Origin of the sequence: Glaciibacter kafniensis (genome assembly GCF_039538945.1) — a bacterium.
In the GTDB taxonomy this organism is placed as follows: domain Bacteria; phylum Actinomycetota; class Actinomycetes; order Actinomycetales; family Microbacteriaceae; genus Cryobacterium; species Cryobacterium kafniensis.
In genome coordinates this window covers 304,066-317,175 of record NZ_BAABCN010000004.1, presented here as the reverse complement: position 1 = coordinate 317,175, position 13,110 = coordinate 304,066, and the positions used below count along the sequence as shown (strand labels likewise).

Below are 13,110 nucleotides of genomic sequence, written 5' to 3'. Positions count from 1 at the left end.
CGGTGGGCGTCTCGTTAGATGTCAAGGAAGCGCACGTCCTTCGCGTTCTTTTGGATGAAGTTTCGGCGAGACTCTACGTCTTCGCCCATCAGGGTCGAGAAGATCTCGTCGGCTGCGGCAGCGTCGTCGAGTGTGACCTGCAGCAGGGTGCGGCTTTCGGGAGCCATCGTGGTTTCCCACAGCTCCTTGTAGTCCATCTCGCCGAGACCCTTGTAGCGCTGGATGCCGTTGTCTTTCGGGATGCGCTTGCCGGCGACAGCGCCATCGGCGAGCATCGCGTCGCGCTCCTTGTCGGAGTACACATACTGGTGCGCGGCATTCGACCACTTCAACCGGTACAGCGGGGGCTGAGCCAGATAGACGTAGCCGAGGTCGATCAGGGGGCGCATGTAGCGGAACAGCAACGTGAGCAGCAGCGTGGTGATGTGCTGGCCGTCGACGTCAGCATCGGCCATCAAAACGATCTTGTGGTACCGAACCTTTTCGGGGTTGAAGTCTTCCCCGATTCCGGCACCGAACGCGGTGATCATCGCCTGCACTTCGGCATTGCCGAGTGCACGGTCAAGACGCGCCTTCTCAACGTTCAGGATCTTGCCGCGCAACGGCAGAATCGCCTGAGTCTCGGGGTTGCGACCCTGCACGGCGGAACCGCCGGCCGAGTCACCCTCGACGATGAAGATTTCAGAGACCGACGGGTCTTTGCTCTGGCAGTCCTTGAGCTTGCCCGGCATCCCGCCACCCTCAAGCAGCCCCTTACGACGCGCAGTCTCGCGCGCCTTGCGGGCGGCCATGCGAGCGGTGGCAGCCTGGAGCGCCTTGCGGATGATCTCCTTGGCGGCGACCGGGTTGCGGCCGAACCAGTCGGCGAGCTGATCGCCGGCGACACGCTGAACGAACGCCTTCGCTTCGGTGTTGCCGAGCTTGGTCTTCGTCTGCCCCTCGAACTGCGGCTCGGCGAGTTTGATCGACACGACAGCTGTCAGACCTTCACGCACATCGTCACCAGAGAGGTTGTCATCCTTTTCTTTCAGGATGCCCTTTTCGCGGGCGTACTTATTCACCAGTGTGGTGAGCGCGGCACGGAAACCCTCTTCGTGGGTTCCGCCCTCATGGGTGTTGATGGTGTTGGCGTAGGTGTGAACGCTCTCCGTGTATGCAGTCGTCCACTGCATGGCGACCTCGAGTGCGATCTTGCGCTCGGTGTCTTCCATCTCGAACGAGATGATCTCTTCGTTGACGAGGTCTGACTTGCGGGCACGGTTGAGGTACTCGACGTAGTCGACGAGGCCCTGCTCGTACATGAACGAGTTGGTGAGCGGCTTTCCTTCGACATCGAGCTGGTCGATGCGCTCGTCGGTGAGCGTGAGGCGCAGTCCCTTGTTCAAGAACGCCATCTGCTGAAAACGCGCACGCAGCGTCTCGTAGTCAAAGTCGATGGTTTCAAACGTGTCGGCACTGGGCCAGAACGTGATCGTCGTGCCGGTCTCATCTGATTCTTCGCCCATTTCGAGCGGAGCGTTCGGTACACCGTGGGTAAAACTCTGGCGCCAGACGTGGCCCTGACGACGCACCTCGACCTCGAGACGGCTCGAGAGAGCGTTCACGACCGAGCTACCGACACCGTGAAGTCCACCGGAGACCGCATAGCCGCCGCCGCCGAACTTACCGCCGGCGTGAAGCACCGTGAGAACAACTTCGACCGTCGAACGGCCTTCTGACTTGTGAATGTCGACGGGGATGCCGCGGCCGTTGTCGGCCACGCGCACTGCGCCATCCGCTTGGATCCGGATGTCGATGGTGTCGCAATACCCGGCCAGCGCCTCATCGACAGAGTTGTCGACGATCTCGTAAACCAGGTGGTGGAGCCCGCGGGGACCGGTAGAACCGATGTACATTCCGGGTCGTTTGCGTACGGCTTCAAGTCCTTCGAGAACCTGAATTTCGTCTGCGCCGTATTCGTGTGCCGGCTCGGTCTGAGGTTCTACTGTCATCTGAAGATGGACTCCGCTCTGTCGCTCTGGCGACTCTTCAGTCTACCAAACCGGGCGAGTCCACCGGGCCGAATCGCTGATCTAACGCGTTTTGTTGGCGAGGTTGACCGAATTTGTTTAGCTACCCGTAGGTATCGCGCGGACCCCGCCCTGGAATTGATCTGGGACCCTTTTTCCAGGAAGGGGCGTTGGGTCCCTGAAAGCGGATCGACGCAATGCCGGCATCTGGGTATCTCGTCGCGATGTGAGTCATGATTTCAACCCGCATCAACCGCAGCTGAGTCGCCCACGCAGTCGACTCACAATGCACGGTCAGAATTCCCTCGTCGATTCCAGCGGGGCGTGAGTGCTTGGCCGTCTCTTCTCCGGCCAGCTCCGCCCACGACTCCAGCAACTCGGATTGAGCCAGCGAAGAGTTCCAGCCCAGTTGAATCGTCAGGGAATTGATCGTGTCGCCCAGACCCCGCGGGTCACGGCCGACGCCGAAGGGAACGCTCGACCCCGCTTGATCCTGCGGCCTCTTTCGACCTTTCGAGCGGCGGGCATACGGGTCGCCGAAGACGTCTTTGAACCGCGAATAGACGCGGGATGCCTCGCTCGGCTCAGCCATCGATGACCGTCCCCGCTTCGATGTGCACCGTGTGCGCGGCCAACGATTCCGGCACATCTTCGAGCACTGCCGCGGTGATCAACACCTGTTCGAACCCGGCAACAGCTTCGGCCAACCGACGACGACGTGACTGGTCGAGCTCGGCGAAAACGTCGTCGAGAATCAGCACGGGGTCGCCGCTGGCTGAATCCCGGCGCAACAGTTCGGCCGACGCGAGCTTCAACGCCAGTGCGAATGACCAGGATTCGCCGTGACTGGCGTACCCCTTCGCCGGCAGCGCATTGAGCATGAAAACCAGGTCGTCCCTGTGTGGGCCGGCCAAGGTCAATCCACGTTCGAGCTCTTTGCGGCGGAGGCCCTCCAACGCCGTCCGAAACACATCGGCGGTGCTTCCGGTGGTCGAGCCTGTCGAGACCCGAGAGTCACCAGCGTCAGCGTCATCATCCGTCGCACCCAAAATGCTCAGCGATGAGATCAATGCCGGCCCATGGTCTTCACCGGCGACCGCGTGATAGGCCGCTTTCAGCGGAGGGCCGAGCAACCGCACCAACTCGGCACGCTCATCGATGATCTCGGCGCCGAGCGCGACGAGGCGTTCGTCCCAGATATCGAGGGTATTCAGTTGCGTGCCCCGCGCTCCCGACGCGCGCGCCGACTTCAACAGGGTGTTTCGCTGCTTGAGAACACGGTCGTAGTCAGCCAAAACACCGGCAAGTCGCGGCGTGCGCAAGATCAAGAGCTGGTCGAGAAAACGGCGACGCACCGACGGATCGCCCCGCACGAGAGCGAGATCTTCCGGCGCGAACAGCACGCTCGAAAAGTAACGAGGGAGGTCACGCATCCGAATCACCGACCGGTTCACCTGGCCACGATTCTGCCCGGTGCGATTCAGCTGAACCTCGGCCAGAATCTCGCGGCCGTTGTACTCGAGCTTCGCGCGGATGATCGCGGCGTCGAGGCCTGCTCTGATCATCGCCTTGTCGTTGGACACCCGGTGCGAACCCAGCGTGCTCAAGTAGCCGAGGGCTTCAACAAGATTGGTTTTTCCCTGACCGTTGCGCCCGACAATGAGGTTCGAGCCCGGCGAGAATGGCACATCGGCTTGTTGGTAGTTGCGAAAGTCTGTCAGCGACAGGTGGGTGACACGCACTCCTGGTCAGTCTGCCTTTTTCACAGCGTGGCCACCGAACTGGTTGCGCAGGGCCGCGACGGCCTTCATCGCCGGAGAGTCTTCCTGGCGCGAGACGAAGCGGGCAAAAATCGAGGCACTGATCGTCGGAACCGGAACGGCGTTCGCGAGGGCTTCCTCGATCGTCCAGCGGCCTTCACCCGAATCCTCGACGAAACCTTCGATGTCTTCGAATTCCGGGTCTTCTTCGAGAGCACGAACGAGCAGCTCGAGCAACCAGGAGCGCACGACGGTGCCGCGCTGCCACGCCTTGAAGATTCCCGGAACATCGGTGACGAGATCGCTGCGCTTGTCGAGCAGCTCGTAGCCCTCGGCATAGGCCTGCATCAGTGCATATTCGATGCCGTTGTGCACCATTTTTGCGTAGTGGCCCGCGCCAATTTCGCCGGCGTGCACGAAGCCTTCGTCACGCGGACCCTCGGGACGCAGCGCATCGAATACCGGCATCGCCCGCTCGATCTGATCGGCTTTTCCGCCCACCATCAGGCCATAGCCATTGGCCAGTCCCCATACACCGCCCGAGACACCGGCATCAACAAAGTTGATGCCCTTTGTCTCGAGCAGCGCGCCATGCTTGAAGTCCTCGGTAAACCGAGAGTTGCCCCCATCGATGACGAGGTCGCCGGCTTCAAGCTTCTGCGAGAGATCTTCGATCACCGAGTCGGTAATCGCACCTGACGGAACCATCACCCAGACCAGGCGCGGAGCCGGCAGCGCCGCAATCAGATCGGCAGTCGTTGCCACATCGGTGAGGTCGGGATTCTGGTCGAAACCAGTGACCGTGATTCCGGCGTTCCGCAGACGCTCCCGCATGTTCGCGCCCATTTTTCCGAGACCAATGATTCCGATGTGCATGTGGAGATCCTTTCGGCTTGAAACTGGGCGGGAAACAGAGCGTGAGATTTCTAGCGCAACAGCAGGTTGGGCTGCAAAAGGTACTTGTAGCTGTCTGCTCCAGGCTCTTCACGCGATGTCTGGCTCGTGATCAGCACCGGGCCCGGCTTGTTCGGGTTCTCGGTCTTGGTGAACGAGATGCGCACATACTCGGAGTGCACAGCACCCAAACCATCGAGCAAGAACTGCGGCTTGAGTGAGACAACCGTGTCGGTTCCGGTCAGGATGGCGTCGATCGCTTCGGAGGCCTGGGCTTGTTCCGATCCGATGGCCTCGAGCGTCAGGCCTTCAGACGTGAAGGTGAACCGGAGGGCAGCCTCACGTTCCAGTACGAGCTGCACCCGCCGGGTGGCTTCGATCAGGTCGGCGGTGTTCATCACCGCGTAGTTGTCGACCGTCTCGGGGAACAACCGACGAACGGGCGGAAAATTGCCCTTGATCAGCAAAGAAGTGACCGTCTTCTTGTCGGCGGTGAAGGCGATGAGCTCACGGTCGTCGGTGTTCGTGATGGCGACCGAGATCGTTCCGCTGTGGCCGAATGTCTTGCCGACTTCTTGCAATGTGCGGGCAGGAACCAACGCAGTGATGGTTTCGGCGTTGCTGTTGCTGCCTGAATCCCAGTTAATCTCACGCACGGCGACTCGGTAGCGGTCGGTGGCGACAAGGCCGAGACTGTTTTCAGAAACCTCGAGCTGCACTCCGGTGATCACCGGAGTGACATCATCGCGAGATGCCGCGACGGCGACCTGGGCGATGGCTGCAGCGAACTCTTCGGCCGGAACCAAACCAGATTCGGTGTTCACCTGCGGGATGCTCGGGTATTCCTCGACGGGCATCGACAACAGGGTAAAGCTTGCTGAACCACACTTGACGGTGATTCGGGACTCGTCAGTGGAGAAACGCACCGGTGCATTCGGCATCCGACTGGCGATTTCGGCCAGGAGCCGGCCTGAAACGAGAACTCTGCCGGTCTCTTCAACATCGGCAGCAATCTCAGTCTGAGCTGAAACTTCGTAGTCGAATGACGACAAGATCAAGCCGTTTTCGGTCGCCTCAATCAGCACACCGCTCAGGATGGGCAGGGTCGTGCGTTGAGGGAGGAGCTTGACAGCGAAAGACACAGCTTCGCTGAAGACATCCCGATTGGCTTGAAATCTCACGAATTCACTCCTGTCGATGGGAGGCGGTTGATGCTGGCCTCAATGCTAGTCGTCTTCGAGTTCTGCCCGGCGACCCGGCCCGCTGGCCGGTCAAGGTTGTCGAATGACAGAAATCTTAAATTAATTGTTAATGGTCTTAACCGGTGTGGAAACTGTGGATAACTTGTCATTCGTCAATCAGCCATTGGGAACTACAACCATGTGACTTGTGGGGAGCCTGTGGGATTTTGTGTAACTCACTATCGATGTCGAATGACAAGAATTGTGAGTTTCCCCATGTCGCATCCGAGTTTCAACAGGTAGTGCCCAGTTGTTCATTAACTTTCCACAGAGTTATCCACAGGTGTGTAAAGAAAAAAATTTTCCTTAACCCGGGAGGTTTCTCTACTTGTAGCGGTGGTTCTGCTTGATCCGGTTGGTGAGTTCGGTCACCTGGTTGTAGATCGAGCGCCGTTCTTTCATCAGTTCACTGATCTTCTTGTTGGCGTACATCACCGTTGTGTGATCGCGGTTTCCGAAGAGCTGCCCAATTTTCGGCAGCGACAGGTTCGTCAGCTCTCTGCAGAGGTACATGGCGATCTGCCTGGCGGTCGCGACGGCCTGTGACCGAGACGACCCGTAGAGGTCGTCGACGGTCAGTTTGAAGTAATCGGCGGTGTTCGTGATGATGTCGACCGGCGCGATGACGTTGTCCTCATCGAGCGTGATGAGGTCCTTCAGCACGGTCTGCACGAGGTCCATGTCGACGACGGTGCGGTTGAGGCTGGCGAAGGCGGTTACCCGGATCAGGGTTCCCTCGAGCTCCCGGATATTCGAGGAGACCTTCGTGGCCATGTATTCCAGGATGTCGTGAGGCACCTGCAGCTTCTCGCTCTGCGCCTTCTTGCGCAGGATGGCGATGCGGGTTTCGAGGTCGGGAGCCTGGACATCCGTGATGAGGCCCCACTCGAACCGTGAACGCATACGGTCTTCGAAACCTGTCAGTGCCTTCGGCGGCAGGTCGCTGGTGATGACCACCTGCTTGTTGTGGTCGTGCAGGGTGTTGAAGGTGTGGAAGAACGCTTCCTGCGTCTCAGCCTTGCCCTGCAAGAACTGGATGTCGTCAATCATCAGGATGTCGATGTTGCGGTATCGAGACTGGAACAGCGAGCCTCGGTTATTGGCGATCGAGTTGATGAAGTCGTTGGTGAACTCTTCGGAACTGACGTACCGAACCCGGATTCCCGGGTACATGGTCATCGCGTAGTGGCCGATGGCGTGCAAGAGGTGAGTCTTGCCCAGCCCAGACGACCCGTAGATGAACAGTGGGTTGTACGCCTTGGCCGGAGCTTCGGCGACAGCGACGGCCGCAGCATGCGCAAACCGGTTCGATTGCCCGATGACGAAGTTGTCGAAACTGTACTTAGCGTTCAACCGGGTGTCGTGGGGACGTTCCTGCGGCGTGGTTTCAAAAACTGACTGCGGGGTGGCCGGCGTTTCGACGTCGGGAATCGGAATCTCTTCGTGAATCGGACGCAGGGATTCCTGCTCCAGCTCCGGGTTGACGACCACATAGAACGTAGAAACGGCGGTGGTTTCGTCAAGCTGCCCCATCGCAGCGAGAAGAGGAACACGCATCCGTTGATTGAGCATGCTTGCCGTGAATTCGTTGGGAACCTCCAGGTAGAAGGTTCCGGCGGCGATTCCCTTGGGCTCGACGAGGTTCAAGAAGCCGTACAACATCGGGGTGATGGTGTCGTCGGACTCCAAAGTGGTCAGGACTGCCTGCCACGTATCCGCGATCGGTTGTTCCCCGTCTGCCATGGTTCTCCACAATCTGTATTTTTTTCTGCCGCCCGTGAGCGCGGGTCGTGCCCGTTTTGCCGAATTTGGCCGCTCTGCTGAGGGTCAGTCAAAGTATTCACAAAGTTATCCACTGCCTGTGGGTAAATCCGGTACAACTCACAGGTTCCGTACAAAAACCTGTGGATAACTCGTGATCACGGTAGTCAATTCCGGGGTTCAGGATCAAGCTCACCTTAGTTTTCTCGGCGTGTCACTGCGAGGGTTGGCGCGATTATTGTGGAGAATTCCGCGTTTGGACCTACCGGGTTTGACCATTACTACGCAAGGCCGTAGTTTTAATCAGTTGACCTCAGCCCATGGGCTGCCCAATTTTCTTTCCCGGCCTGTGTTTGGCATGCGGAAATTCAAGACGTGGAGAACGAATTATGAGCAAGAGAACTTTCCAGCCGAACAACCGCCGCCGCGCCAAGGTGCACGGCTTCCGCCTGCGCATGCGTACCCGCGCCGGCCGTGCAATCCTCGGTGCTCGCCGTCGCAAGGGTCGCACCGAACTCTCCGCTTAAGCACTCCGGTGCTCGCGCAGACCAATCGGATCACGAGTGGGAGCGACTACAAAGCAGTCGTTCGCCGGGGTTCACGCGTTGTTGGTCCCCATTTGGTGACCTATCTCCGCACGAACTCTGACGCCACTCCCCCGCGGTTTGGCTTCATCGTCGCGAAGAATGTGGGTAATGCAGTGAATCGCAACCTCATTCGTCGGCGCTTGAAAGCGGCGAGCTACGAATTGTTGTCGACGGTGCGCCCGGGAACGGATGTCGTCATCCGGGCGCTGCCGTCGGCGAACGCGGCGACGTGGTCCGCATTGCGCACCGAACTTTCGGCGGCATTGCACAAGGGCAATTCTCGGTAAGTGGTGACGCACGAGAGATGAACAGAATCCTGTCGACGCTCTGGCTCCTCCCCCGCAATGCGGGAGTGGTGCTTCTTCGCGTCTACCGAGCTGTGATCTCTCCGCTTTACGGCGATGTCTGCCGGTACTACCCATCGTGTTCGGCCTACGCCTTGGGCGCAGTGCAGGAACACGGGCTGGTGGTCGGGTCGGCGTTGGCTGCTCGTCGGCTGGCCCGGTGCCATCCGTGGGCGGAAGGCGGAATCGATGACGTTCCGTTGAAACGCACGCGTCGCTATGAAGTGACGCGATTTGGTTTTGTCGTCGCACTAAGCCATGGAAAGGGCTGACCCGAAGTATGGACATCATTGGAACGATTCTCTGGCCGCTGAAGTGGGCGGTTGAGCTTCTCCTCGTTGCCTTCCATTGGCTGTTCGCCGCCATTGGCATGGACCCCGCTGCAGGTATCACCTGGGTGCTGTCCATCGTCGGCCTGGTCCTCGTTGTTCGTGCGGCCCTCATTCCCATCTTCGTTCGGCAGATCAGAAGCCAGCGCAAGATGCTCGAGGTTGCCCCGCAGCTGAAGAAGATCCAAGACAAGTACAAGGGTAAGAAAGACCAGTTCTCTCGCGAGGCCATGTCCCGAGAGACCATGGAGTTGTACAAGCGCACGGGAACCAACCCGCTGAGTTCGTGCCTCCCCCTGCTTTTGCAGATGCCGATCTTCTTCGCCCTGTTCTCGGTGTTGAACGATGCCCAGCACGGCAAGGGCGGCGTCGGGCCGTTGGACGTGGACCTGTCGGCCAGTTTCGCCAACGCCGAGCTCTTCGGGGCTCCGTTGAAGGATTCCTTCGCTTCGCAGTGGACGTTGATGACCGCCGGTCAGCCGTTCAACGCCGAGGTCATGTGGATCGCCGCCACGATGGTCATTCTGATGACCGCCTCGCAGTTCATCACCCAGCTGCAGATCGTCTCCAAGAACATGTCGCCGGAGACCAAGGCCAGCCCGATGTTCAAGCAGCAGCGCATCATGCTCTACTTGCTCCCGCTGGTCTTCGCCTTCTCCGGTGTCGCATTCCCGCTGGGCGTCATGTTCTACTGGCTCACCTCCAACATTTGGACGATGGCACAGCAGTTCTTGGTCATCCGCAACATGCCCACCCCGGGCAGTGAAGCAGCAAAGGCCCGCGAGGAACGTCTCGCTCGCAAGGGCAAACTCATCGCCAAAGACGGCGATGTGATCGTGGTCGAGGAGCCCAAGAAGCCGGCACAGCGTCAGCAGCCGGTGGGTAAGAATCGCGCGAAGAAGCAAACCGGGCCGAAAAAGTAGAAGGCGAAGATCACAGTGACTGACAACCTTGACCTGATTGACCCGGATGCCGCCGCTGTAGAAACGGCGCCGGCCCCCACCGATGCTGCCGACGCGACGAGCAGTGAAGCGCCCACACTCGACCAGCTCGAGCGTGAGGGCGACATTGCCGCCGACTACATCGAAGAGTTTCTCGACATCTGCGACCTCGACGGTGACATCGACATCGATGCCCGCAATGGACGCGCTTACCTGTCGGTGAATGCCACAGAGGCTGCCAACCTGCGTCTGCTCTCCAAGCCGGAGACCGTCACCGCGCTGCAGGAGCTCACGCGCCTCGCCGTGCAGAACAAGACTGGGTCGTTCTCTCGCCTGATCCTCGACATCGGCGGTTCGCGCGATGCACGTGAGGCCGAGCTGCAGGGTCTCGTCACCCGGGCGATCGAGCGCATCGAAGAAGGCGCTTCAGAGGCTGACCTGCCCGCGATGTCGTCCTACGATCGCAAGCTGGTTCACGACATTGTCTCAGCGCGTGGCTACGTTTCCGAGTCGCAGGGCGAAGGCCGCGACCGTCACACCGTCATCACCGCTTCATAGTTTCACGTGAAACGATGACCGATCTTCTTGAGGCTGAACCCGCCGCTGCCGCCGAGCTTTTCGGCGAGCAGTTGCCGGTGGCGCGCGCGTTCACCCAGAATCTCGCCGATCAGGGCGAGGAACTCGGTCTGATCGGACCCCTGGAACTCCCCCGGCTCTGGAGCCGACACATCCTGAACTGTGCGATTGTGGCGCCGCTGCTTCGCCCCGGCCTGGTTGGCGACGTCGGATCGGGTGCTGGTTTGCCCGGCCTTGTTCTGGCGATTGCACGCCCCGATGTATCGTTCGTGTTGATCGAGCCGATGGAACGCCGGTGCGCCTGGCTGAACGATCAAGTTGCGGCTCTCGGCCTCACCAACGTGAAGGTTAATCGCGCCCGTGCCGAAGACGTGCGTTTGACGCAGCCATTCGACCAGGTGACGGCTCGCGCTGTGAGTGCATTTCGCACGCTGATTCCGCTGACCGCTCCGCTGCTTCGCCCGGGTGGTGAGCTCGTGTTGATGAAGGGTGCCGGTGCGCAGGGCGAAGTTGATGCGGCAGCCAAGGCGATTCGCAAGTATCGGTTGACCGACGTCGAGGTGATTACTCTCGGCGAGGGTGTGCTGCAGGACGTCACGCGAGTCATTAGGGCTACAGTAGATTAGTCCCCGGATTCCTCCGCCTGCCCCGGCTGGAGTGCCATCCGAATGCTTTTTCGGGTGGCCAATCGACCGTCACAACGCAAAGGTTTCACGTGAAACATCCTGGTGAAGACCAGCACAGCAGCAACAGCGCTTCGGTATTTGATGGGGCCACTCCCCTGGCTCGTGAGATTGCCGACCTGACGCGTCGCCGCCAGGCCATCGCATCCGAACGGCTGCCCAAGCCCGAAAAGACGCGGGTGATGACGATCTCGAACCAGAAGGGCGGCGTGGGTAAGACGACGACGGCCGTCAACATCGCAGCCGCACTTGCCCGTCAGGGCGCCCGTGTGCTCGTCATCGACCTGGACCCGCAGGGCAACGCCTCCACTGCGTTGGGTGTTGACCACCGCGCCGATACGGCGAGTGTCTATGACGTCATCGTCAACGACCTTCCACTCGGTGATGCGGTGCAGAAGAGCCCAGAGTTCGGTGCGCTCTACTGCGTGCCGGCCACGATCCACCTCGCCGGCGCCGAGATTGAGCTTGTCTCTCTCGTTGCCAGGGAGCAGCGCCTCCGTCGCGCACTCGACCTCTATATGCAGGGGCTCGAAGAGCCGTTCGACTACGTTTTCATTGATTGCCCGCCGTCACTGGGCCTGCTCACGATCAACGCGTTCGTAGCTGCCCGCGAGGTACTTATCCCGATTCAGTGCGAGTACTACGCGCTTGAAGGGCTGAGCCAACTGCTCAAGAACATCGAGCTCATCGAGAAGCATTTGAACCCTGACCTGTCGGTCTCGACGATTCTGCTCACGATGTACGACAGCCGCACCAATTTGGCGAACCAGGTGGCGCAGGATGTGCGCGATCACTTCCCGAAACAGGTTCTCAAGACCCTGATTCCGCGTTCTGTGCGCGTTTCTGAGGCGCCGAGCTATGGTCAGAGCGTCATCAGCTACGATTTGAACTCAGCAGGGTCGCTCTCCTACCTCGAAGCAGCGGCAGAAATCGCCCATCGGGGCGCACCACAGACAGGATCACAGCGCTAATGGCGAAACGGACTGGCCTCGGCCGTGGAATCGGCGCACTGATCCCGATGCAAGATGAGACCAAACCGGCCCGTCCGGTCGATGTCTTCTTTCCGCAATCAGGCCCGGCGGATGCCCCGCGCACGAAGAAGCGTGAGGTCGAGTACCCCGACGAATTGTTGGCCGTGCCCGGTGCGCGCCTGGCTCACCTGAATCCCGCCGACATCATCCCGAACGCGCAGCAGCCGCGCACCGTGTTCAACGAGGCTGACCTCGCTGAACTGGTGCACAGCATCCGTGAAATCGGCGTGCTGCAGCCGATCGTCGTGCGCCCGCACCCCGATCGGGTCGGAAAGTACGAACTTGTCATGGGTGAGCGTCGTTTGCGCGCTACCCGCGAGGTCGGACTCGACAGCATTCCCGCGGTCGTACGCGACACCGCCGATGTCGACATGCTGCGCGACGCTCTGCTTGAGAACCTGCACCGCGCTCAGCTCAACCCACTGGAAGAGGCGTCGGCCTACCAACAGCTTCTCTCGGACTTTGGAATCACCCAAGACCAGCTTGCTTCGAAAATTGGCCGGTCACGGCCGCAAATCACCAATACGCTGCGCCTGCTGAAGCTCCCGGAATCAGTGCAGCTGCGCGTTGCCGCCGGTGTACTGAGTGCGGGTCACGCCCGCGCGATCCTCTCGGTTTCGGACCGTGAGGGCATGCTCAAGCTGGCCGACAAGATCGTGAATGAAGACCTCTCGGTGCGTGCGGCCGAGGCCGCTGCCGCGATGTCGACTCCGCAGGAGCCGGTCGCGCCGAAGCCGACGCCCGGTGGGCGTCAGGGGCAGCTCAACGAGATCGCAGACCGTCTCGGAGACCGACTCGACACTCGGGTGAAGATCAAATTGAGTGCTCGTAAGGGCCAGGTGACCGTCGATTTCGCCACAATCGGTGACCTGAATCGTATCCTGGGCATTCTGGGCGAGCCGGGTTTCGGCTCCAACTAGCCACTCCCCCGCACACACACACACACACTTCGGG

The 13,110-nt window shown here is 60.1% G+C and carries 14 protein-coding genes; 8 read left to right on the top strand and 6 right to left on the bottom strand.

What is annotated here, in order from left to right:
• Positions 1–14 precede the first annotated feature (14 nt).
• The 6 genes from gyrB to dnaA all read right to left on the bottom strand — a co-directional run bounded on the left by gyrB (position 15) and on the right by dnaA (position 7,647).
• The gene (gene gyrB, locus ABD791_RS10795) at positions 15–1,991 is read right to left on the bottom strand and encodes a DNA topoisomerase (ATP-hydrolyzing) subunit B (protein WP_345066109.1); all 1,977 of its coding nucleotides are present in this window, start codon (positions 1,989–1,991) and stop codon (positions 15–17) included.
• Positions 1,992–2,112: 121 nt separating this feature from the next.
• Positions 2,113–2,601 (bottom strand): DciA family protein, encoded by a 489-nt coding sequence (locus tag ABD791_RS10790; protein ID WP_345066106.1) that lies wholly within the window; start codon positions 2,599–2,601, stop codon positions 2,113–2,115.
• Positions 2,594–3,751 carry a DNA replication/repair protein RecF gene (gene recF / locus ABD791_RS10785; RefSeq protein ID WP_345066103.1) on the bottom strand — a complete coding sequence of 386 codons (1,158 nt, stop codon included), beginning with the start codon at positions 3,749–3,751 and terminating at the stop codon, positions 2,594–2,596. Before recF ends, ABD791_RS10790 begins: the two co-directional genes overlap by 8 nt.
• Positions 3,752–3,757: 6 nt before the next feature.
• Positions 3,758–4,645, bottom strand: coding sequence for a phosphogluconate dehydrogenase (NAD(+)-dependent, decarboxylating) (gene gnd, locus ABD791_RS10780; protein WP_345066100.1), 888 nt, complete (start codon positions 4,643–4,645; stop codon positions 3,758–3,760).
• Between the two features lie 50 nt (positions 4,646–4,695).
• Entirely contained in the window at positions 4,696–5,844 is a 1,149-nt protein-coding gene (dnaN, locus tag ABD791_RS10775; RefSeq protein ID WP_345066097.1) for a DNA polymerase III subunit beta, read from the bottom strand.
• Between the two features lie 384 nt (positions 5,845–6,228).
• Positions 6,229–7,647: a chromosomal replication initiator protein DnaA gene (dnaA, locus tag ABD791_RS10770; RefSeq protein ID WP_345066094.1), complete on the bottom strand. Its 1,419-nt coding sequence runs from the start codon at positions 7,645–7,647 to the stop codon at positions 6,229–6,231.
• Between the two features lie 407 nt (positions 7,648–8,054).
• Here dnaA and rpmH point away from each other — a divergent pair, with 407 nt between their 5' ends.
• The 8 genes from rpmH (at position 8,055) to ABD791_RS10730 (ending at position 13,076) form a co-directional block, all read left to right on the top strand.
• Positions 8,055–8,192, top strand: coding sequence for a 50S ribosomal protein L34 (gene rpmH / locus ABD791_RS10765; protein ID WP_010204566.1), 138 nt, complete (start codon positions 8,055–8,057; stop codon positions 8,190–8,192).
• Positions 8,193–8,200: 8 nt separating this feature from the next.
• Positions 8,201–8,539 carry a ribonuclease P protein component gene (gene rnpA / locus ABD791_RS10760; RefSeq protein WP_345066090.1) on the top strand — a complete coding sequence of 113 codons (339 nt, stop codon included), beginning with the start codon at positions 8,201–8,203 and terminating at the stop codon, positions 8,537–8,539.
• A 17-nt stretch (positions 8,540–8,556) separates the two neighbouring features.
• Entirely contained in the window at positions 8,557–8,868 is a 312-nt protein-coding gene (gene yidD / locus ABD791_RS10755; RefSeq protein WP_345066087.1) for a membrane protein insertion efficiency factor YidD, read from the top strand.
• A gap of 8 nt (positions 8,869–8,876) precedes the next feature.
• On the top strand, positions 8,877–9,848 hold the full coding sequence (yidC, locus tag ABD791_RS10750) for a membrane protein insertase YidC (RefSeq protein WP_345066084.1): 972 nt from the start codon (positions 8,877–8,879) through the stop codon (positions 9,846–9,848).
• Between the two features lie 15 nt (positions 9,849–9,863).
• The gene (locus ABD791_RS10745) at positions 9,864–10,424 is read left to right on the top strand and encodes a Jag family protein (RefSeq protein ID WP_345066081.1); all 561 of its coding nucleotides are present in this window, start codon (positions 9,864–9,866) and stop codon (positions 10,422–10,424) included.
• 14 nt (positions 10,425–10,438) lie between these two features.
• Entirely contained in the window at positions 10,439–11,068 is a 630-nt protein-coding gene (gene rsmG, locus ABD791_RS10740; protein WP_345066079.1) for a 16S rRNA (guanine(527)-N(7))-methyltransferase RsmG, read from the top strand.
• 89 nt (positions 11,069–11,157) lie between these two features.
• Complete coding sequence (locus ABD791_RS10735; RefSeq protein ID WP_345066076.1) at positions 11,158–12,096, top strand: ParA family protein; 939 nt, start codon at positions 11,158–11,160, stop codon at positions 12,094–12,096.
• The gene (locus ABD791_RS10730; protein WP_345066072.1) at positions 12,096–13,076 is read left to right on the top strand and encodes a ParB/RepB/Spo0J family partition protein; all 981 of its coding nucleotides are present in this window, start codon (positions 12,096–12,098) and stop codon (positions 13,074–13,076) included. The genes ABD791_RS10735 and ABD791_RS10730 overlap by 1 nt, the downstream gene beginning before the upstream one ends.
• The last annotated feature ends 34 nt before the right edge of the window (positions 13,077–13,110 follow it).